Origin of the sequence: Streptomyces inusitatus (assembly GCF_014651115.1) — a bacterium.
Lineage (GTDB): Bacteria > Actinomycetota > Actinomycetes > Streptomycetales > Streptomycetaceae > Streptomyces > Streptomyces amakusaensis.
Genome location: NZ_BMWG01000024.1, coordinates 90,219 through 106,264, shown reverse-complemented (window position 1 = coordinate 106,264; position 16,046 = coordinate 90,219). Strand labels below are relative to the sequence as shown.

Annotated in this window: 17 protein-coding genes and 1 riboswitch; of the genes, 13 read left to right on the top strand and 4 right to left on the bottom strand. The window is 71.6% G+C overall.

Annotation, left to right across the window (positions count from 1 at the left end):
* Positions 1-112 precede the first annotated feature (112 nt).
* The 3 genes from IE247_RS28305 to IE247_RS28295 all read left to right on the top strand — a co-directional run bounded on the left by IE247_RS28305 (position 113) and on the right by IE247_RS28295 (position 2,276).
* The gene (locus IE247_RS28305; protein ID WP_190126152.1) at positions 113-1,078 is read left to right on the top strand and encodes a cytochrome c oxidase assembly protein; all 966 of its coding nucleotides are present in this window, start codon (positions 113-115) and stop codon (positions 1,076-1,078) included.
* Positions 1,079-1,195: 117 nt separating this feature from the next.
* Complete coding sequence (locus IE247_RS28300; protein ID WP_190126151.1) at positions 1,196-1,354, top strand: hypothetical protein; 159 nt, start codon at positions 1,196-1,198, stop codon at positions 1,352-1,354.
* A 202-nt stretch (positions 1,355-1,556) separates the two neighbouring features.
* Positions 1,557-2,276 carry a lysophospholipid acyltransferase family protein gene (locus IE247_RS28295; protein WP_190126150.1) on the top strand — a complete coding sequence of 240 codons (720 nt, stop codon included), beginning with the start codon at positions 1,557-1,559 and terminating at the stop codon, positions 2,274-2,276.
* 34 nt (positions 2,277-2,310) lie between these two features.
* Here the strand turns inward: IE247_RS28295 and IE247_RS28290 are convergent, their stop codons facing one another.
* Together IE247_RS28290 and IE247_RS28285 are read right to left on the bottom strand one after the other, a co-directional pair.
* Complete coding sequence (locus tag IE247_RS28290; RefSeq protein ID WP_190126188.1) at positions 2,311-3,873, bottom strand: alpha/beta hydrolase; 1,563 nt, start codon at positions 3,871-3,873, stop codon at positions 2,311-2,313.
* Between the two features lie 395 nt (positions 3,874-4,268).
* Positions 4,269-4,553, bottom strand: a complete 285-nt coding sequence (locus tag IE247_RS28285) for a type II toxin-antitoxin system Phd/YefM family antitoxin (RefSeq protein ID WP_190126149.1) — start codon at positions 4,551-4,553, stop codon at positions 4,269-4,271.
* 83 nt (positions 4,554-4,636) lie between these two features.
* Here IE247_RS28285 and IE247_RS28280 point away from each other — a divergent pair, with 83 nt between their 5' ends.
* Entirely contained in the window at positions 4,637-5,278 is a 642-nt protein-coding gene (locus IE247_RS28280) for an ATP-dependent Clp protease proteolytic subunit (protein ID WP_190126148.1), read from the top strand.
* 347 nt (positions 5,279-5,625) lie between these two features.
* A riboswitch (cyclic di-AMP (ydaO/yuaA leader) is annotated at positions 5,626-5,782 on the top strand.
* Between the two features lie 3 nt (positions 5,783-5,785).
* Positions 5,786-6,262, top strand: a complete 477-nt coding sequence (locus IE247_RS28275) for a C40 family peptidase (RefSeq protein ID WP_190126147.1) — start codon at positions 5,786-5,788, stop codon at positions 6,260-6,262.
* 128 nt (positions 6,263-6,390) lie between these two features.
* Here IE247_RS28275 and IE247_RS28270 read toward each other — a convergent pair whose 3' ends face one another.
* Both IE247_RS28270 and IE247_RS28265 read right to left on the bottom strand, forming a co-directional pair.
* Positions 6,391-6,822: an ATP-binding protein gene (locus tag IE247_RS28270; RefSeq protein WP_190126146.1), complete on the bottom strand. Its 432-nt coding sequence runs from the start codon at positions 6,820-6,822 to the stop codon at positions 6,391-6,393.
* A 159-nt stretch (positions 6,823-6,981) separates the two neighbouring features.
* Positions 6,982-8,139: an 8-amino-7-oxononanoate synthase gene (locus IE247_RS28265; RefSeq protein WP_190126145.1), complete on the bottom strand. Its 1,158-nt coding sequence runs from the start codon at positions 8,137-8,139 to the stop codon at positions 6,982-6,984.
* A 208-nt stretch (positions 8,140-8,347) separates the two neighbouring features.
* On the opposite strand from IE247_RS28265, the gene bioB reads away from it, so the two are divergent.
* The 8 genes from bioB (at position 8,348) to IE247_RS28225 (ending at position 16,041) form a co-directional block, all read left to right on the top strand.
* Positions 8,348-9,526: a biotin synthase BioB gene (gene bioB, locus IE247_RS28260; protein WP_190126144.1), complete on the top strand. Its 1,179-nt coding sequence runs from the start codon at positions 8,348-8,350 to the stop codon at positions 9,524-9,526.
* Positions 9,519-10,811 (top strand): adenosylmethionine--8-amino-7-oxononanoate transaminase, encoded by a 1,293-nt coding sequence (locus IE247_RS28255; RefSeq protein ID WP_190126143.1) that lies wholly within the window; start codon positions 9,519-9,521, stop codon positions 10,809-10,811. The genes bioB and IE247_RS28255 overlap by 8 nt, the downstream gene beginning before the upstream one ends.
* 81 nt (positions 10,812-10,892) lie before the next feature.
* On the top strand, positions 10,893-11,627 hold the full coding sequence (gene bioD, locus IE247_RS28250) for a dethiobiotin synthase (RefSeq protein ID WP_190126142.1): 735 nt from the start codon (positions 10,893-10,895) through the stop codon (positions 11,625-11,627).
* A gap of 5 nt (positions 11,628-11,632) precedes the next feature.
* Positions 11,633-12,001 (top strand): VOC family protein, encoded by a 369-nt coding sequence (locus tag IE247_RS28245; RefSeq protein ID WP_190126141.1) that lies wholly within the window; start codon positions 11,633-11,635, stop codon positions 11,999-12,001.
* A gap of 65 nt (positions 12,002-12,066) precedes the next feature.
* On the top strand, positions 12,067-12,507 hold the full coding sequence (locus IE247_RS28240) for a GNAT family N-acetyltransferase (RefSeq protein WP_190126140.1): 441 nt from the start codon (positions 12,067-12,069) through the stop codon (positions 12,505-12,507).
* Between the two features lie 266 nt (positions 12,508-12,773).
* Positions 12,774-14,126 (top strand): hemolysin family protein, encoded by a 1,353-nt coding sequence (locus tag IE247_RS28235; RefSeq protein WP_190126139.1) that lies wholly within the window; start codon positions 12,774-12,776, stop codon positions 14,124-14,126.
* On the top strand, positions 14,123-15,136 hold the full coding sequence (locus tag IE247_RS28230; RefSeq protein ID WP_190126138.1) for a hemolysin family protein: 1,014 nt from the start codon (positions 14,123-14,125) through the stop codon (positions 15,134-15,136). Before IE247_RS28235 ends, IE247_RS28230 begins: the two co-directional genes overlap by 4 nt.
* Positions 15,137-15,237: 101 nt before the next feature.
* A complete protein-coding gene (locus IE247_RS28225; RefSeq protein WP_190126137.1) occupies positions 15,238-16,041 on the top strand; it encodes an SGNH/GDSL hydrolase family protein in 804 nt (267 codons plus the stop codon).
* Positions 16,042-16,046: the final 5 nt, after the last annotated feature.

Here is a 16,046-nt window from a genome sequence, read left to right as displayed (position 1 = left end):
TCCCCGCTCCGAAGAGACTCCCTGAGAACCGCCCCCGGTCGCGATCGCGATCGGGGGCGGTTCTAGTCTGGTTCCGGCAAATGCGCAACCAGGACGAATCAGGAGCCGGCGGATGGATCACAGCGGGCACGGCATGTCGATGGATCTGCCGCCGTTCACGCTGGGGCGGGGGCTGGAGTTCTCACCGGACCCCTTCTTCCTGACCGGCTGTCTGCTGGCGCTGGCGCTGTACGGCTGGGGTGTGGTGCGGCTGCGCCGGCGCGGTGACGCCTGGCAGACGAGCCGTACGGTCTTCTTCGCCACCGGCGTGCTGACGATCATGCTGGCGACGTGCACCGGGCTCAACGACTACGGCATGGTCATGTTTAGCGTGCACATGGTGCAGCACATGATCATCAGCATGGTCTCGCCGATCCTGCTGCTGCTGGGCGCGCCGGTGACCCTGACGCTGCGCTCCCTGCCGGTCGCCGGCCGGGGCCGCACAGGACCGCGCGAGCTGCTGCTCAATCTGCTCCAGAGCCGCTACATCCGGATCGTGACGCACCCCGCGTTCACCATTCCGCTCTTCATCGCGAGTCTGTACGGGCTCTACTTCACCCCGCTCTTCGACTTCCTGATGGAGTCGACGCTCGGCCACCTCGCGATGATGGTGCACTTCCTCATCACCGGCCTGGTCTTCTTCTGGCCGATCATGGGGGTGGACCCGGGGCCGCACCGGCCCGGCTATGTGATGCGGATGCTGGAGCTGTTCGCGGGCATGCCCTTCCACGCCTTCTTCGGCATCGCGCTGATGATGGGCAGCGAGCCGCTGGTCGGCGCGTACGCCTCGCCCCCGGCCTCGCTGGGCATCGATGTGATGTCCGACCAGAACGCGGCGGGCGGGATCGCCTGGGCGTTCAGCGAGATTCCCTCGGTGCTGGTGCTGATCGCGCTGGTCTACCAGTGGAACCGCTCCGAGGAGCGGTCGGCCCGGCGGACCGACCGGGCCGCCGACCGGGACGGCGACAAGGACCTTGAGGCGTACAACGCCTATCTCGCCTCGCTCCACGCGCGCGACGGGAGCCCGGGCGCGCGATAGCCCGCCCGATCGGTCCGGACCGGACCGGACCGGGTCCACCCGGCCGGGCGGTAGCGCGAACCCGGGTGCCCGGGTGACGATGACCTTCGGCGGCCGGGTCGTCCAAGGAGGGCGCGCATGTCCGGATCCACGAAGGCGATGGGAGTGCTCACGGTCGCGACCCTGGTGGTCGTGACCGCGTACACGGTGGCACTCGGCAGCAACGGCTGGCTCTGGTTCGGCTGGGTGGTGCTCGGCCTGGTGACGCTCGGGGTGGTCGCCTCGCGCGGCACCTGACCCGGGCGGGCGGCGGGGGCGGGGCCTCGCGCGGACCGGGAGCGGCCGTGTACCGGTGCGCTTCACTCACAAGGGTGTGCCCGGCGGACGGGATCGCGACGCGCCCCCGGCGCGGGGGCGGCCGTGCCTACACTTGCCTCTTCGAGTCCTTCCTCCGATGGACCGCAGCTCTGGCCCGGACCGCCGGAGTAGGGAGTGCCCGGTGTTCTACCACCTGCTCAAACATGTCCTGCTGGGCCCGCTGCTGCGTCTGCTGTTCCGCCCCCGGATCGAGGGGCTGGAACACATCCCCGAGGAGGGCGCGGCCATCGTCGCCGGCAACCATCTCTCGTTCTCGGACCACTTCCTGATGCCCGCGATCATCAAGCGGCGCATCACCTTCCTCGCGAAGGCGGAGTATTTCACCGGCCCCGGCCTCAGGGGCCGGCTGACCGCCGCGTTCTTCCGCAGCGCGGGGCAGATCCCGGTGGACAGATCCGGCAAGGACGCCGGGCAGGCGGCCATCCGCGAGGGGCTCGGGGTGCTCGGCCGGGGCGAGCTGCTCGGCATCTACCCGGAGGGGACCCGCTCGCACGACGGCCGGCTCTACAAGGGGAAGGTCGGGGTGGCGGTGATGGCGGTCCGGGCCGGTGTGCCGGTGATTCCCTGCGCCATGGTGGGCACCTTCGAGATCCAGCCGCCCGGGCAGGCGCTGCCGAAGATCAAACGGGTCACGGTGCGGTTCGGGGAGCCGCTGGACTTCTCCCGCTACGCGGGGCTGGAGAACGAGAAGGCCGCGATCCGGGCGGTCACCGACGAGATCATGTACGCGATCCTCTCGCTCTCCGGTCAGGAGTATGTGGACCGGTACGCGGCCGAGGTCAAGGCGGAGCTGGAGGAGGCGCGGAAGTCGCGCGACAAGAAGGGAGGGGCGGCCGGATGACCGGCCGCCCCTCCCTCTGTTCAGCCTCGGACGGTCACGGCTTGGGGGCGGCGTGCGGGTCGCACGTCACATTGGCCGCGTCCAGGGTGCCGTTGAGCAGGTAGGCGTCGACCCGCTGGTTGACACAGGCGTTGGTGATGCCGGTGACGCCGTGCGAACCGGCGTTCTTCTCGACGATCAGACGCGAGCCCTTGAGCCGCTTGTGCAGCTCGTACGCGCCCTCGACGGGGGTGGCGGCGTCGCGCTCGGCCTGCACGATGAGCACGCCCGGCAGACCCTTGGACGACTTCACGTTGACCGCGGTGTGCTGCTTGGTGGACCAGGTCGAGCAGGGGAGGTTCATCCAGGCGTTGGACCAGGTCAGGAAGGGGTAGTCCTGGTGGAGCCTGGTGTTGTCCCGGTCCCACGTCTTCCACTTGGTGGGCCACTTGGCGTCGGCGCACTCGACGGCCGTGTAGACGGCGTTGCTGTTCTCCGAGCGGGCGTTTCCTGCGGTGTCGGAGAGGTCCGGGCCGGCCGCGTCGATCAGCGGCTGCGGGTCACCGGCGACGTACTTGCTGAAGATCCGGGCGACCGGCGCCCAGGAGGAGTCGTAGTACGGCGCGCCCTGGAAGAAGCCGGTCAGCTCGGCCGGGCCGACGACCCCGCCGAGGGGGGCCGCCTTGGCCGCGGCGCGCAGCTTCTGCCACTGCGCCTCGACCTTCGCCGGGGTGTCGCCGAGCTTGTAGGTCGCGTCGTTGTCGGCGACCCACTGCTTCCAGTCGTTCCAGCGCATCTCGAAGGCGACGTCCTGGTCCAGGTTGGCCTGGTACCAGATCTTCTGGCGCGAGGGGTTGACCACGCTGTCCACGACCATCCGGCGGACATGGCCCGGGAAGAGCGTCGCGTAGACCGCGCCCAGGTAGGTGCCGTAGGAGACGCCGAGGAAGTTGAGCTTCTCCTCGCCGAGGGCGGCCCGGATGACATCGAGGTCGCGGGCGGTGTTCGGGGTGGTCATGTGCGGCAGCATCCAGCCGCTGCGCTCGGCGCAGCCGTCCGCGTACTCGGCGGCGAGCCTGCGCTGGGCGCGCTTGTCGGCCTCGCTGTCGGGGACCGGGTCGGCCTTGGGGGCCTTGACGAACTCCTGCGGGTCGACGCAGGAGATCGGGGTGGAGCGGCCCACGCCCCGGGGGTCGAAGCCGACGAAGTCGTAGGCCTTGGCGGTCTTCGCCCAGAGCGGGCTCTTGTTGGTGACCCGGGTGGGGAAGCGCATTCCGGAGCCGCCGGGGCCGCCGGGGTTGTAGAGGAGCGCGCCCTGGCGCTCCTCCTTGGTGCCGGTGTTGCCGATCCGGTCGACGGCGAGGGTGATCTGCCGGCCGTTCGGCTTGGCGTAGTCGAGCGGCACGGTGACCGTGCCGCACTGGATGGGCTTGGGGAGATTCCAGTCGGCGGGACAGTCCGCCCAGTCGATGCCCTTCTGCGCGGCGCGTTCGGCGGCCGTCTCCACCCCGCGCGCCTCGTACCAGCTTTGGTGGCGGGATTCGGCCTGCGCGACCGGGGCCGCGATCGCGCCCGCCATGAGCGTGCCCGCTATCAGAGTGCCGGTAGCGCCGAACATCGCTGTGCGTCTCACCAGGAACTTCCCTTCTCCGTCGAGTCCTTCGGGGGATCCTCGCGCGTGAAGGGCGTCCGGCGACAGGCCGTACGGCTGTTTCTTTACCTAACCAATAACCGGTGAGCCGTGTCCCGGTGAGCGGTGCATCCGCGACAGGGTGTGAACTGATCTGTTCTGTACGGAGATGGCCCGTCCGGGCGGTGATGCGCGCCACTCCCGATGGGGCGTGATTCAGCCGCCCGGGGCGGGGCGCGCGAAAAGCCGCCGCCGCGTGAATTCGGCCATGGGCCGACGGGCGTCCGGTCGCCCGGTCGCCCGGGTCATGCGGCCATGCGGCTGTACGGCTGTACGGCTGTACGGCTGTACGGCTGTACGGCTGTACGGCTGTACGGAAGAGGTCAGCCCCGGTGGCCGGGGCGGCGGTGGTGCTCCGCCGTGAGCCCGAAGCGGCCCCGCTCGTCCGGGGCGGCGGTCGTGGACTCCAGCGAGGAGACCGAGCTGACCACCGGCTCGCTCACGGGCTCCCGGCCCGCCTCCAGGCGCTCCAAGTCCTCGGCGGACACCAGCGCCACGAGCGGTTTCCCGTGCCGGGTCACCACTACGCGCTCGCCGCCGTAGACCACTCGGTTGATCAGATCGGCAAGCTCCGCGCGGGCCTGCGTCACCGGAATCTCATACGCCATGGCACCATCATAACGCTCTGTACGTCCTGTACATTTTTTACAGACGGCACTCTCCGCCGATGTCACGCACGAGGAGGCACGCCATGAACCACCCCTCCCCTCAGAACCGTTATGTCCTGCCGGAGTTCACCGAGCGCACGCCGAACGGGGTCCGCACCCACGATCCGTACGCCAAGCTGCTGGCCGAGCGGATCGTCTTCCTCGGCACCCCCGTGGACGACACCGCGGCCACCGACGTCATCGCCCAGCTGCTGCATCTGGAATACGCGGCTCCCGACCGGGACGTCTCGCTCTACATCAACTCCCCCGGCGGCTCGCTCGACGCGATGTCCGCGATCTACGACACACTGCAAATGATCACTTGCGAAGTGGAGACGATCTGCCTCGGCCAGGCGGTGTCGAGCGCCGCGCTGCTACTCGCGGCGGGAACCCCCGGGAAACGGCTGGCGCTGCCCGGCGCACGGATCGTCCTTCGCCAGCCGGCCGAGGCCGAGCCGGTGCGCGGCACGCCGTCCGATCTGGAGATCCGGGCGGCGGAACTGCTGCGGCTGCGCGCCCAGCTGACCGGGCTGCTGGCCCGGCACTCGGGGCGGAGTGCCGGGCGGGTCGCGGCCGATCTGGAGCGGGACACCTTTCTCACCGCTCCGGCCGCAAGGGAATACGGCCTTATCGACCATGTTGTCCGCAATCGCGGAGCCTCCGGGCCACCCTCCCGGCCCTTCTGACGCGCCGTCGGCCACGCGGGCAACCGCCGTTCGAGTGCCGGGGGAGGTACTCCGTTTGATGTATATGCCGTCCCACTGGCAACTACGGCCAACTTGCGCGACACGAGGACAAAATCACGGAATGATGTATTCCGGTGCTGGTGCGGGCATGCTCAGGTGTCGAGGGCCGAACCGCCCGGAGGGTCTGTCCACCTGAACGGACCAAGGGTGTTAAAACTCACATATCGCCGTTTCCGCTCGGAAATTTGACATGTCATGGGTCAAGATCCCTGGGACGACAAGCCCCCGTCACCTCGGCGGGGCAGTCCGAGCGGACGCCGAGTCCTGCCGCCGCTTCGGATGACTGGTCGACAGAAGTGCTTCGGCAGGAGTGGAGGACCCAAGCAGTACGGGGCGTCCGGGAGATCCGGAAGTCCCTCGGGGTGAAGCCGCGTCATGCGGCCGGGCACCTTCGTCCGCCCGAACCCGACAGGTCATCCTTCACAGGCGGCTGACGAAGGGTCGCGCATGACCGCGCACACAAACGTCCCGTTTCTGATGAGCCGGGCGGGGGCCGTGACGGCTCTCACCCTCGCCGCCGTCGGTGGATCGCTGATCGCGCCGGGCGGCACGTCCGAGGCGCACGCCGCGACGTCGCACGCGAGCAAGGCGCTGAAGGTGGCGGAGTCCAAGAAGGGCTCGCCCTACGGATACGGCGCCACGGGTCCCTCGCGCTTCGACTGCTCCGGGCTGACGGTCTACTCGTACAAGAAGGCCGGCAAGAAGCTCCCCCGTACCGCACATCAGCAGTACAACAAGACAAAGCGCGTGTCCCCCAAGGCACGCAAGGCCGGAGACCTGGTGTTCTTCCACTCCGGCGGCTACGTGTACCACGTCGGCATCTACGCCGGGAAGGGAAAGATCTGGCACTCGCCCAAGAGGGGGTCCTGGGTGAAGCTGGACAAGATCTGGAGCAAGAGCGTGAAGTACGGCCGGGTGCGCTGACAGCACGCCACCGGGCCCGGCCTCAGGCCCGGTCCGGCCGCCGGAGAACATCCGGCGGCCGGACCGTGGCCGTCCGCGGGGCCGCCCGCCGGAGCCGCCCGACGAGGCCGCCCGCCGGGGCCGTCCGCTCAGCCGGGGAAGCCGCCCGGCCACGGAAGGGCGACCCGGACCGTCTTGCCGCCCTCCTCGGTCGGGGTGACCGTCAGCTTCCCGCCGTTCGCAGCCATGAGACTGCGGACGATCACCATCCCCCGGCCGTTGTCCTGCCGCACCGCCGCGGGCAGCCGCTGGGGCCATCGCGGGTGACTGTCGCTCACCCCGACCCGGAGCAGCTCGTCGCACTCCAGTTCCAGCTCCACCATGAAGGTGGGCGACTGGCCGAAGGTGTGCTGCACGGCATTGGTCGCCAGCTCCGAGACGACCAGCCGGACGATGTCGGCGGTCTCGCAGCCGGACGGCAGACCCCACTCACCGAGGACGTCCAGGGCGAACCTCCGGGCCGCGGAGACCGAGACGGGATCGGTCGGCAGAGTGAGGGAAGCTTTCTTCAGGTCTGCCACGGCGACACCGTCCCTTGTTCCACCGGGGCCGGATCCGAACGCGAAGCGGGATCGCGCGGACGGCCACGGATTGCGCTGGTGGCCAGAGTGCCACTCATCCGCCCCCGACAGGGGATGTTCCCCGCACTTCGCCCTCGGGGCGGAAAAACGCGGGAGACCTCAGCCGGGCGCCGGCGCGGTCCGGGCGACCGTCGAGACCGCCCAGGCGATCTGCTGATCGGTCAGATCGGCACGGGCCGTCAGCCGCAGCCGTGAGACGCCGTCCGGCACCGACGGGGGACGGAAGCAGCCGACGGCCAGCCCGGCCGAGCGGCAGGCCCCGGCCCACTCCACCGCCGCCGACGGCGAGGGCGCGCGCACGGAGACCACGGCGGCTTCGGGGCGTACGGCCGTCAGCCCCCGCGCCGTCAGTCCGCCGTACAGGGCCCCGGCCACCGTACGGACCCTGGCCGCCCGCCCGGGCTCGCGGCGCAGCAGCCGCAGCGCGGCGAGGGCGGCCCCGGCGGCGGCCGGGGCGAGGCCGGTGTCGAAGATGAAGGTGCGGGCGGTGTTGATCAGTTGGCCGATCACCCGGGCGGGGCCGAGTACCGCGCCGCCCTGTGCGCCCAGCGACTTGGAGAGCGTCAGCGTGGCGACCACGCCGCCGTCGCCCGCGATGCCCGCCGTGTGCGGTGCGCCCCGGCCGCCGTCGCCGAGGACCCCGAGGCCGTGCGCGTCGTCCACCAGCAGCGCAGCGCCGTGGGCCCGGCAGATTTCGGCGAGCGCCGCCAGCGGGGCCGCGTCGCCGTCGACCGAGAAGACCGAGTCGGTGACCACGAGTGCGCGCCGCCCGGGGTGGGCGCCGAGGGTCTTGCGCACCGCCTCCGGGTCCGCGTGCGCGGTGATCGCCGTCTCGGCGCGCGCGAGCCGGCAGCCGTCGACGATCGACGCGTGATTTCCGGCGTCGGAGACGATGAGCGAGCCCGGTCCGCCGAGCGCGGTGACGGCGGCGAGATTGGCGGCGTAGCCGGAGGAGAACACCAGCGCCGCCTCGAATCCGCAGAACTCGGCGAGTTCCCGCTCCAGTTCGGCGTGGAGTTCGGTGCTTCCGGTGACCAGCCGTGAGCCGGTCGCGCCCGCGCCCCAGCGGTGGGCGGCCTCCCCGGCGGCCCCGGTGATCTCGGGGTGGCGGGTGAGGCCGAGATAGTCGTTCCCTGCGAGGTCGAGCACCGGGGAGTCGGCGGGGCGCGGCCGGAGCCCGCGCACCAGTCCCGTCCGCTCACGGCGGAGCGCCTCGTCCTCGATCCACTCGAAAGGGTCCTGAGGGGCCTGGGCCATGGTCGTCGGGTCCTCTTCCGGTGCTCTGACGCGGGGACCCCGCGCCGGGGGGCGTACGGGCCGGGCCGACAGGGGGTTTTGTAGGCACCGCACAGACCCTAACCGGGGTGGATCCGGGAGCGGATGTGGTCATGCACACACCTCGAACAAGGTCTGTTGTGGAGTTCCGCCTTTCCCCGGGCAGGTGCCGTACGCCAGGATCGGCGTCATGGACCTGCTGAACACGCTGGTGGAGAAGGGCCTGCGGCGCGAGCCGCCGAGCCGTGAAGAGGCACTCGCCGTACTGGCGACCTCGGACGACGAGTTGCTGGACGTGGTGGCCGCGGCGGGGAAGGTGCGCCGTCAGTGGTTCGGACGGCGGGTGAAGCTGAACTATCTGGTCAACCTCAAGTCGGGGCTGTGCCCGGAGGACTGCTCCTACTGCTCCCAGCGCCTCGGGTCGAAGGCCGGGATCCTCAAGTACACCTGGCTCAAGCCGGACGAGGCGTCCGAGGCGGCGGCGGCCGGGGTCGCGGGCGGCGCGAAGCGCGTCTGTCTGGTCGCCAGCGGACGCGGTCCGACCGACCGGGACGTGGACCGGGTCTCGAAGACCATCGAGGCGATCAAGGAGCAGAACGAGGACGTGGAGGTCTGCGCCTGTCTCGGGCTGCTCTCCGCCGGGCAGGCCGAGCGGCTGCGGGACGCCGGGGCCGACGCGTACAACCACAATCTCAACACCTCCGAGGGCACCTACGGTCAGATCACCACCACCCACACCTACGCGGACCGGGTGGACACCGTGCGGCAGGCGCAGGCTGCCGGTCTTTCGGCCTGTTCCGGGCTGATCGCGGGCATGGGCGAGAGCGACGAGGACCTGGTCGACGTGGTCTTCTCGCTGCGCGAACTGGACCCGGACTCGGTCCCGGTGAACTTCCTGATCCCCTTCGAGGGGACTCCGCTGGCCAAGGAGTGGAACCTCACTCCGCAGCGGTGCCTGCGGATTCTGGCGATGACGCGGTTCGTCTGCCCGGACGCGGAGGTCCGGCTCGCGGGCGGGCGCGAGGTGCATTTGCGGTCGATGCAGCCGCTCGCGCTGCACCTGGTGAACTCCATCTTCCTCGGGGACTATCTGACCAGCGAGGGGCAGGCCGGCAAGGCCGACCTCGACATGATCGCGGACGCCGGCTTCGAGGTGGAGGGCGCGGGGACGACGACCCTTCCCGAGCACCGGGCGGCCCCGGGCGGCTGTGGTTCGGTGTGCGCGAGCGACGCCCCGGCGAAGACCGGTACCGAGGCCGGGGCCGTCGCCGAGGCCCCCGGCGGGACGGCTTCGGTCCCCGGGGCCCGTACGGATCTGGTGGCCGTGCGCCGGCGCGGCGCGGGAACGGATCTCGCGCCCAATGCCTGAGCCGCTCTCCGTACCCGAGCTGCTGGCCCTGGACCGGGCCCATGTCTGGCACCCCTACGGCCCCATGCCGGGCCGCGCCGATCCGCTGGTGGTGGAGTCGGCATCGGGGGTACGGCTGAGGCTGGCCGAACCGGTGCACGGGCGGCGGGAGCTGATCGACGGGATGTCCTCGTGGTGGTCGGCGATCCACGGCTACAACCACCCCGTGCTCAACGAGGCGGCGCGCGGCCAGCTGGAGCGGATGAGCCATGTGATGTTCGGCGGGCTCACGCACGAGCCCGCCGTCCGGCTGGCGGCCAGGCTGGTGGAGATCACTCCCGAGCCGCTGCGCCATGTGTTCCTCTCCGACTCGGGCTCGGTCTCGGTCGAAGTCGCGGTCAAGATGTGTCTCCAGTACTGGCGCTCGCTGGGCCGCCCGGCCAAGCGGCGGCTGCTGACCTGGCGCGGCGGCTACCACGGGGACACCTGGCAGCCGATGGCGGTCTGCGACCCCGACGGCGGGATGCACCGGCTCTGGTCGGGGGCGCTGCCCCGCCAGATCTTCGCGGACGCGCCTCCCGCGGAGTACGAGGAGTCGTACGCGGAGCAGCTGCGCGAGCTGGTCGCCCGGCACGCCGATGAACTCGCCGCGGTGATCGTGGAGCCGGTGGTGCAGGGCGCGGGCGGGATGCGGTTCCACTCCCCCGCGTATCTGCGGGTGCTCCGGGAGGCGTGCGACGCGCACGGGGTGCTGCTGGTCTTCGACGAGATCGCGACGGGATTCGGGCGGTCCGGCACTCTGTTCGCCGCCGGGGCGGCCGGGGTCTCACCCGATGTGATGTGTCTGGGCAAGGCGCTGACCGGCGGTTATCTCTCGATGGCGGCGACCTTGTGCACCAGCGGGGTCGCGGAGGGCATATCCCGGGGCGAGGTCCCCGTGCTGGCGCACGGGCCGACCTTCATGGCCAATCCGCTGGCCGCCTCGGTGGCGCTGGCCTCCGTCGATCTGCTGCTGGCCGGGGAGTGGGAGCGGGACGTCAAGCGCCTGGAGTCGGGGCTGTGGGAGGGGCTGGCGGCGGCCGGGGAGCTGCCCGGGGTCGCCGAGGTGCGGGTCCTGGGCGGCATCGGCGTGGTCCAGCTCGACCATCAGGTGGACATGGCGGCGGCGACCGGGGCCGCGGTGCGGGCCGGGGTGTGGCTGCGGCCGTTCCGGGACCTGGTCTATGTGATGCCGCCGTATGTGACGGACGACGAGGATCTGGCGCGGCTGTGCGCGGGGGTGTGCGCGGCGGCGGCGGCGGGCTGAGCGTACGAGGCCCCTCCGGGACCGGTCCCGGCCCCGGAGGGGAGGACAGAACAGAACGGCCAGGAAAGGCAGAGCAACCGCATGTCCGTCATCGTCGTCTCCGGCACCGGCACGGAGATCGGGAAGACCGTGGTCACCGCCGCGGTCGTGGCCCTCGCGAAGGGCCGCCGGGTCGCCGTGGCCAAGCCCGCCCAGACCGGTGTCGAGCCCGGGGAGCCGGGCGATCTGGACGAGGTGCGCAGGCTCGGCGGGCAGGTGTACGGCGTGGAGCTGGCCCGCTTCCGGGAGCCGCTCGCGCCCGCCGCCGCCGCCCGGCGGGCCGAGCTGCCCGGGGTGCGGGCCCAGGCGGTCGCCGAGTGCGTCGGCCGGCTGGCCCGTGAGTACGACCTGGTGGTGGTCGAGGGCGCGGGCGGGCTGCTCGTACGGTTCGACGCCGACGGCGACACCCTCGCCGACGCCGCGCAGCTGCTCGGCGCGCCGGTGCTGGTGGTCGCCCCGGCGGGTCTTGGCACGCTCAACTCGGTGGCGCTCACCGGCGAGGCGCTGCGCGCCCGGGGCATCGACCAGCTCGGTGTGGTGGTCGGGAGCTGGCCGGCCGAGCCCGATCTCGCCGCGCGGTGCAATCTGTTCGATCTTCCGGAGGCGGCCGGCGCGCCGCTGCTGGGGGCGGTGCCGGCGGGGGCCGGCCGGCTGGCCCCTACGGTGTTCCGGGAGCGGGCCGCCGACTGGCTCGCTCCGATTCTGGGCGGCCGGTGGGACGCGGACGCGTTCACGGCCTCGATGAACGGCGGCGTGCCGGCCGCCGCGATGGGGTGAGCGGGATGGCGACAAGGATCAGCGAGATCGTCTTCGACTGCGGGGAGCCCGCCCGTCTGGTGCGGTTCTGGGCCGCTCTGCTGGGCGGGGCGCCGGTCGACCGGGGGCCCGACTGGTCCTTCGTCGACCCGCCCGAGGGTCCGCGCCTGGCGTTCCAGCGGGTGCCGGAGGGCAAGGCCGTGAAGAACCGGGTCCATCTGGACCTGGACGCGGAGGCGGGGGATGTGGAGCGGGCGGCCGAGACGGCGGTCGGGCTCGGCGCGAGGCCGGTCGGTCCGGTGGTCGCCGATCCCCAGGGCAGGTTCCAGGTGCTTCAGGACCCGGAGGGCAATGAGTTCTGCTTCGTCGAGTCGCCGACCGACCCGGCCGGGTAGCGAGCGGGAGCCACCGGCGGAAAGCGGTGGCCCGGCCCGGGGCCCTCGTGCTTGGCTCTGGGGCCATGACCGACCTGCGTATACGCACCGCGAGGGCCGATGAGGCCGAGACCGTGCTGGCCTTCTGGGCCGAGGCCGCCGAGGGCACGAGCATCACCGACGACGTGGAAGGCGTCGGCCGGCTGATCGCCCGCGACCCCGAGGCGCTGATCCTCGCCGAGTCCGGGGGGAGGCTGGTGGGTTCGGTGATCGCGGGCTGGGACGGCTGGCGCTGCTCGCTGTACCGGCTCGCCGTTCTTCCCGCCTTCCGCCGCCGGGGCATCGGCACGGCGCTGCTGAAAGCGGCCGAGGCGCGGTTCGCCGCGGTGGGCGGGCGGCGCGGGGACGCGATGGTGCTGGAGGCCAACGAGCGGGCGCGGCGGGCCTGGGCCGCCGCCGGGTACCGGCGTGAGGATCACTGGCGGCGCTGGGTGAAGCCGTACGCCGGGCCCGCCGCCGCCCGCTGAGCGGAGGAGACCGCCGGAGGCCTTTCCCGGGGGACCGCGCGTCCGGTCCGACGGGTGTGCGGTCCCCTGGCGTGGCTTGTCCGGGCCGCCTTCCGGATAATCTGGAGACAGCCCGTCCCGTCACCGACTTTGCCGGTCCTTTACGATGGGGTGGATCACTACTCTCCATACGAAAGGTGTGAGCGTCCGTCCATGGACGAGCCTCCCAGTAGCAGACATCGAGCGCCCCTCCCGTATCCGTCCGGCCGTGGGACGGAGGTGGCCCGATGACCGAAGTGCTCCTTCTGATCGTGGCACTGCTCCTCTCGCTCGCCTGTGGCGTCTTCGTGGCGGCGGAGTTCTCCCTCACCACCGTCGAGCGCTCCGACCTCGAAAGCGCCGTCGCGCGCGGCGAGCGCGGTGCGGCGAGCGCCCTCAAGGCCGTGCGGGGGCTGACCTTCCAGCTCTCCGGCGCGCAGCTGGGCATCACCGTGACCAATCTGGTCGTCGGCATGCTCTCCGAGCCCTCGATCTCCAAGCTCATCCGCGGTCCGCTGGAGGGCCTCGGGCTCTCCTCCTCGGTGACCTCGTCGGTCGCCCTGGTGCTCGGCACCGCCTTCTCCACGGTCGTGCTGATGGTCGTCGGCGAGCTGGTCCCCAAGAACTGGGCGATCTCCTCCCCGCTGGCCGTCGCGAAGGTCGTGGCCCCGGCGCAGCGGCTCTTCACCGCCGCGTTCAAACCGCTCATCAGCCATCTCAACAACACCGCCAACCACATCCTGCGCCGGCTCGGTATGGAGCCGACCGAGGAGCTGGCCTCCGCGCGCAGCCCGCAGGAGCTGGTGGCGCTCGCCCGTCACTCGGCGAAGGAGGGCTCGCTGGAGGCGGACACGGCCGAGCTGTTCGTCCGCACGCTGAGCCTGTCCGAGCTGACCGCGGAGAATGTCATGACCCCGCGGGTCCAGGTGACGGCGCTGGAGGTGCAGGCGACGGCCGAGGACGTGGCCAACGCCACCCGGGCGACCGGTCTGTCGCGCTTCCCGGTGTACCGGGGCAGTCTCGACACGGTCGTCGGCATCGCGCACATCAAGGACGTGCTGGCGATCCCGGCGGAGCTTCGGCCGCGCCGGAGCGTCTCCGACGTGCTGCGGGAGCCTTTGCTGGTGCCGGAGACACTGACCGTGGACCGGTTGCTGGACCGCCTCGGCGGCAAATCGACGATGGCCGTGGTCATCGACGAGTACGGCGGCACGGCCGGAGTGGTGACGATGGAGGACATCGTCGAGGAGGTCGTCGGCGAGGTGCGCGACGAGCACGATCCGCACGAGACCCCCGATCTGGCCCCGGCCGGTGAGGACGCCGACGGCCGCCCGCTGTGGTCGGCCGACGGCGCGGCCCGCACCGACCAGCTGGAGCAGGTCGGGCTGAAGGTGCCGGAGGGTCCGTACGAGACCCTCGCCGGTCTCGTCGCCACCGAGCTGGGGAGGATCCCGGCCGAGGGTGACCGCATCGATCTGGAGGGGTGGCGGCTCGATGTCGTCGACGCCTCCGGGCGGCGGGCCGCGCGGGTGCTGATGCACGCGCCGTCGGGTCCGTCCGACGTGTCCGCCGGTTCGGGTTCCAAGGAGGCCGGACGATGATCGCGATTCAGCTTCTCATCGGTCTGCTGACCCTGGTGGTCAACGCCTTCTTCGTGGGCGCGGAGTTCGCCCTGATCTCCGTGCGCCGCAGTCAGATCGAGCCGGCCGCGGAGGCCGGCGACCGGCGTGCCCGCAGTGTGCTGTGGGGGCTGGAGCATGTGTCGGCGCTGCTGGCGGCGGCTCAGCTGGGCATCACCCTGTGCACCCTGATCCTCGGCATCGTCGCCGAGCCGGCGATCGCGCATCTGCTGGAGCCGGTGTTCCACTCGCTCGGGGTGCCCGACGGCGCGATCCATCCGATCTCGTTCGTCATCGCCCTGTCGCTGGCGACGTATCTGCACATGCTCCTCGGCGAGATGGTGCCGAAGAACATCGCGCTCGCCGAGCCGACGCGCACCGCGCTGCTGCTCGGCCCGCCGCTGGTGGCGGTGGCGCGCGGGCTGCGCCCGGTGATCTTCACGATCAACGCCTTCGCCAACACGCTGCTGCGGCTGCTGAAGGTGGACGCCAAGGACGAGGTCTCGGCCACGTACTCGGACGACGAGCTGGCCCGGATGGTGGCGGACGCGGGTGACGCCGGTCTGCTGGACGACCGTTCGGCCGAGCGGCTGCGCGACGCCCTGGAGCTGGGCCGCCGTCCGGTGCGCGATGTGATCATGCCGGTCGAGCAGGTGGTGTACGCACGGGTCGGGACGACCCCGGAGCAGCTGGAGCTGCTGTCGGCGGAGTCCGGGTTCTCGCGGTTCCCCGTGGCCGACGCGGGCCGGGGCATTCTCGGCTATCTCCATGTGAAGGACGCGCTGGACGCGGCCCCGCGCGACGAGCCGTTCCCGGTGGCGGCCATGCGGCCGATCGCCCGGGTGCGCGGGGTGACCCCGCTGGACGACGTGCTGACCGCGATGCGCCGCAGCCGTACCCATCTGGCGGCGGTGCTGGACGACGACGGCGCTCCGGAAGGTCTGGTCACCATGGAGGACGTGCTGCGGGAGCTGGTCGGCAGGCGCGACTGATCTTCCGCGGGCCGTGGCCCGGGTCCCCTTCGAGGGGGCCCGGGCCACGGCCGTCTCCGCCCGGCGCACGGTGTGTACCCGGCGGTAGGATCGTCAGCGCCATGGAGACGAGTGCCAACTACACAAGTTTTGTCGCGGTGGGTGATTCCTTCACCGAGGGAATGTCCGATCTGCTGCCCGACGGTTCCTACCGGGGCTGGGCGGATCTTCTCGCGGCCCGGCTCGCCGCCCGTTCGCCGGGTTTCCGGTACGCCAATCTCGCGGTGCGCGGGAAGCTCATCGGCCAGATCGTGGACGAGCAGGTCGCCCCCGCCGCCGCGATGCGGGCCGATCTGGTGACGCTGGTGGGCGGCCTCAATGACGCGCTGCGCCCCTCGTGCGACATGGGCGGGGTGCGGGCGCGGCTGGAGGAGGCCGCGGCGGCGCTCGCGCCCTCCTGCCGACGGCTGGTGCTGATGCGCAGCCCGGGGCGCTCGGGGCCGGTGATGGACCGCTTCCGGCCCCGGATGGAGGAGCTGTTCGCCGTGGTGGACGCGGTCGCGGCCCGGCACGGCGCGCTGGTGGTGGATCTGTACGGCTCGGGGGCGCTGGGCGATCCCCGGCTGTGGGACGCGGACCGGCTGCATCTGACGGCGGAGGGGCATCGCCGGGTCGCCGAGGCCGTCTGGCAGGCGCTGGGGCTGACGGCCGGGGACGACTGGCGGACGCCGCTGCCGCCGGCCGCCCCGGTGGGGTGGGCGGCCCGGCGGGCCGATGATCTGCGGTTCGCCCGCCGCCATCTGGGGCCCTGGGTGGGGCGGCGGCTGACCGGCCGCTCCTCGGGGGACGGGCTCCCGGCGAAGCGGCCGGAGCTGCTGCCGTACGAGCCGCCGCCGGGGCCGGATCGCGCGGAGCGGCCCTCGTAGCAACA

Excerpts from the sequence above, each read along its gene's own strand:
- IE247_RS28255 (WP_190126143.1), top strand. The coding sequence starts at position 9,519 with ATGCCTGAGCCGCTCTCCGTACCCGAGCTGCTGGCCCTGGACCGGGCC.
- bioB (WP_190126144.1), top strand. The coding sequence starts at position 8,348 with ATGGACCTGCTGAACACGCTGGTGGAGAAGGGCCTGCGGCGCGAGCCG.
- IE247_RS28285 (WP_190126149.1), bottom strand. The coding sequence starts at position 4,553 with ATGGCGTATGAGATTCCGGTGACGCAGGCCCGCGCGGAGCTTGCCGAT.
- IE247_RS28305 (WP_190126152.1), top strand. The coding sequence starts at position 113 with ATGGATCACAGCGGGCACGGCATGTCGATGGATCTGCCGCCGTTCACG.
- IE247_RS28230 (WP_190126138.1), top strand. The coding sequence starts at position 14,123 with ATGATCGCGATTCAGCTTCTCATCGGTCTGCTGACCCTGGTGGTCAAC.
- IE247_RS28275 (WP_190126147.1), top strand. The coding sequence starts at position 5,786 with ATGACCGCGCACACAAACGTCCCGTTTCTGATGAGCCGGGCGGGGGCC.
- IE247_RS28265 (WP_190126145.1), bottom strand. The coding sequence starts at position 8,139 with ATGGCCCAGGCCCCTCAGGACCCTTTCGAGTGGATCGAGGACGAGGCG.
- IE247_RS28225 (WP_190126137.1), top strand. The coding sequence starts at position 15,238 with ATGGAGACGAGTGCCAACTACACAAGTTTTGTCGCGGTGGGTGATTCC.
- IE247_RS28240 (WP_190126140.1), top strand. The coding sequence starts at position 12,067 with ATGACCGACCTGCGTATACGCACCGCGAGGGCCGATGAGGCCGAGACC.
- bioD (WP_190126142.1), top strand. The coding sequence starts at position 10,893 with ATGTCCGTCATCGTCGTCTCCGGCACCGGCACGGAGATCGGGAAGACC.
- IE247_RS28235 (WP_190126139.1), top strand. The coding sequence starts at position 12,774 with ATGACCGAAGTGCTCCTTCTGATCGTGGCACTGCTCCTCTCGCTCGCC.
- IE247_RS28245 (WP_190126141.1), top strand. The coding sequence starts at position 11,633 with ATGGCGACAAGGATCAGCGAGATCGTCTTCGACTGCGGGGAGCCCGCC.
- IE247_RS28290 (WP_190126188.1), bottom strand. The coding sequence starts at position 3,873 with ATGTTCGGCGCTACCGGCACTCTGATAGCGGGCACGCTCATGGCGGGC.
- IE247_RS28280 (WP_190126148.1), top strand. The coding sequence starts at position 4,637 with ATGAACCACCCCTCCCCTCAGAACCGTTATGTCCTGCCGGAGTTCACC.
- IE247_RS28300 (WP_190126151.1), top strand. The coding sequence starts at position 1,196 with ATGTCCGGATCCACGAAGGCGATGGGAGTGCTCACGGTCGCGACCCTG.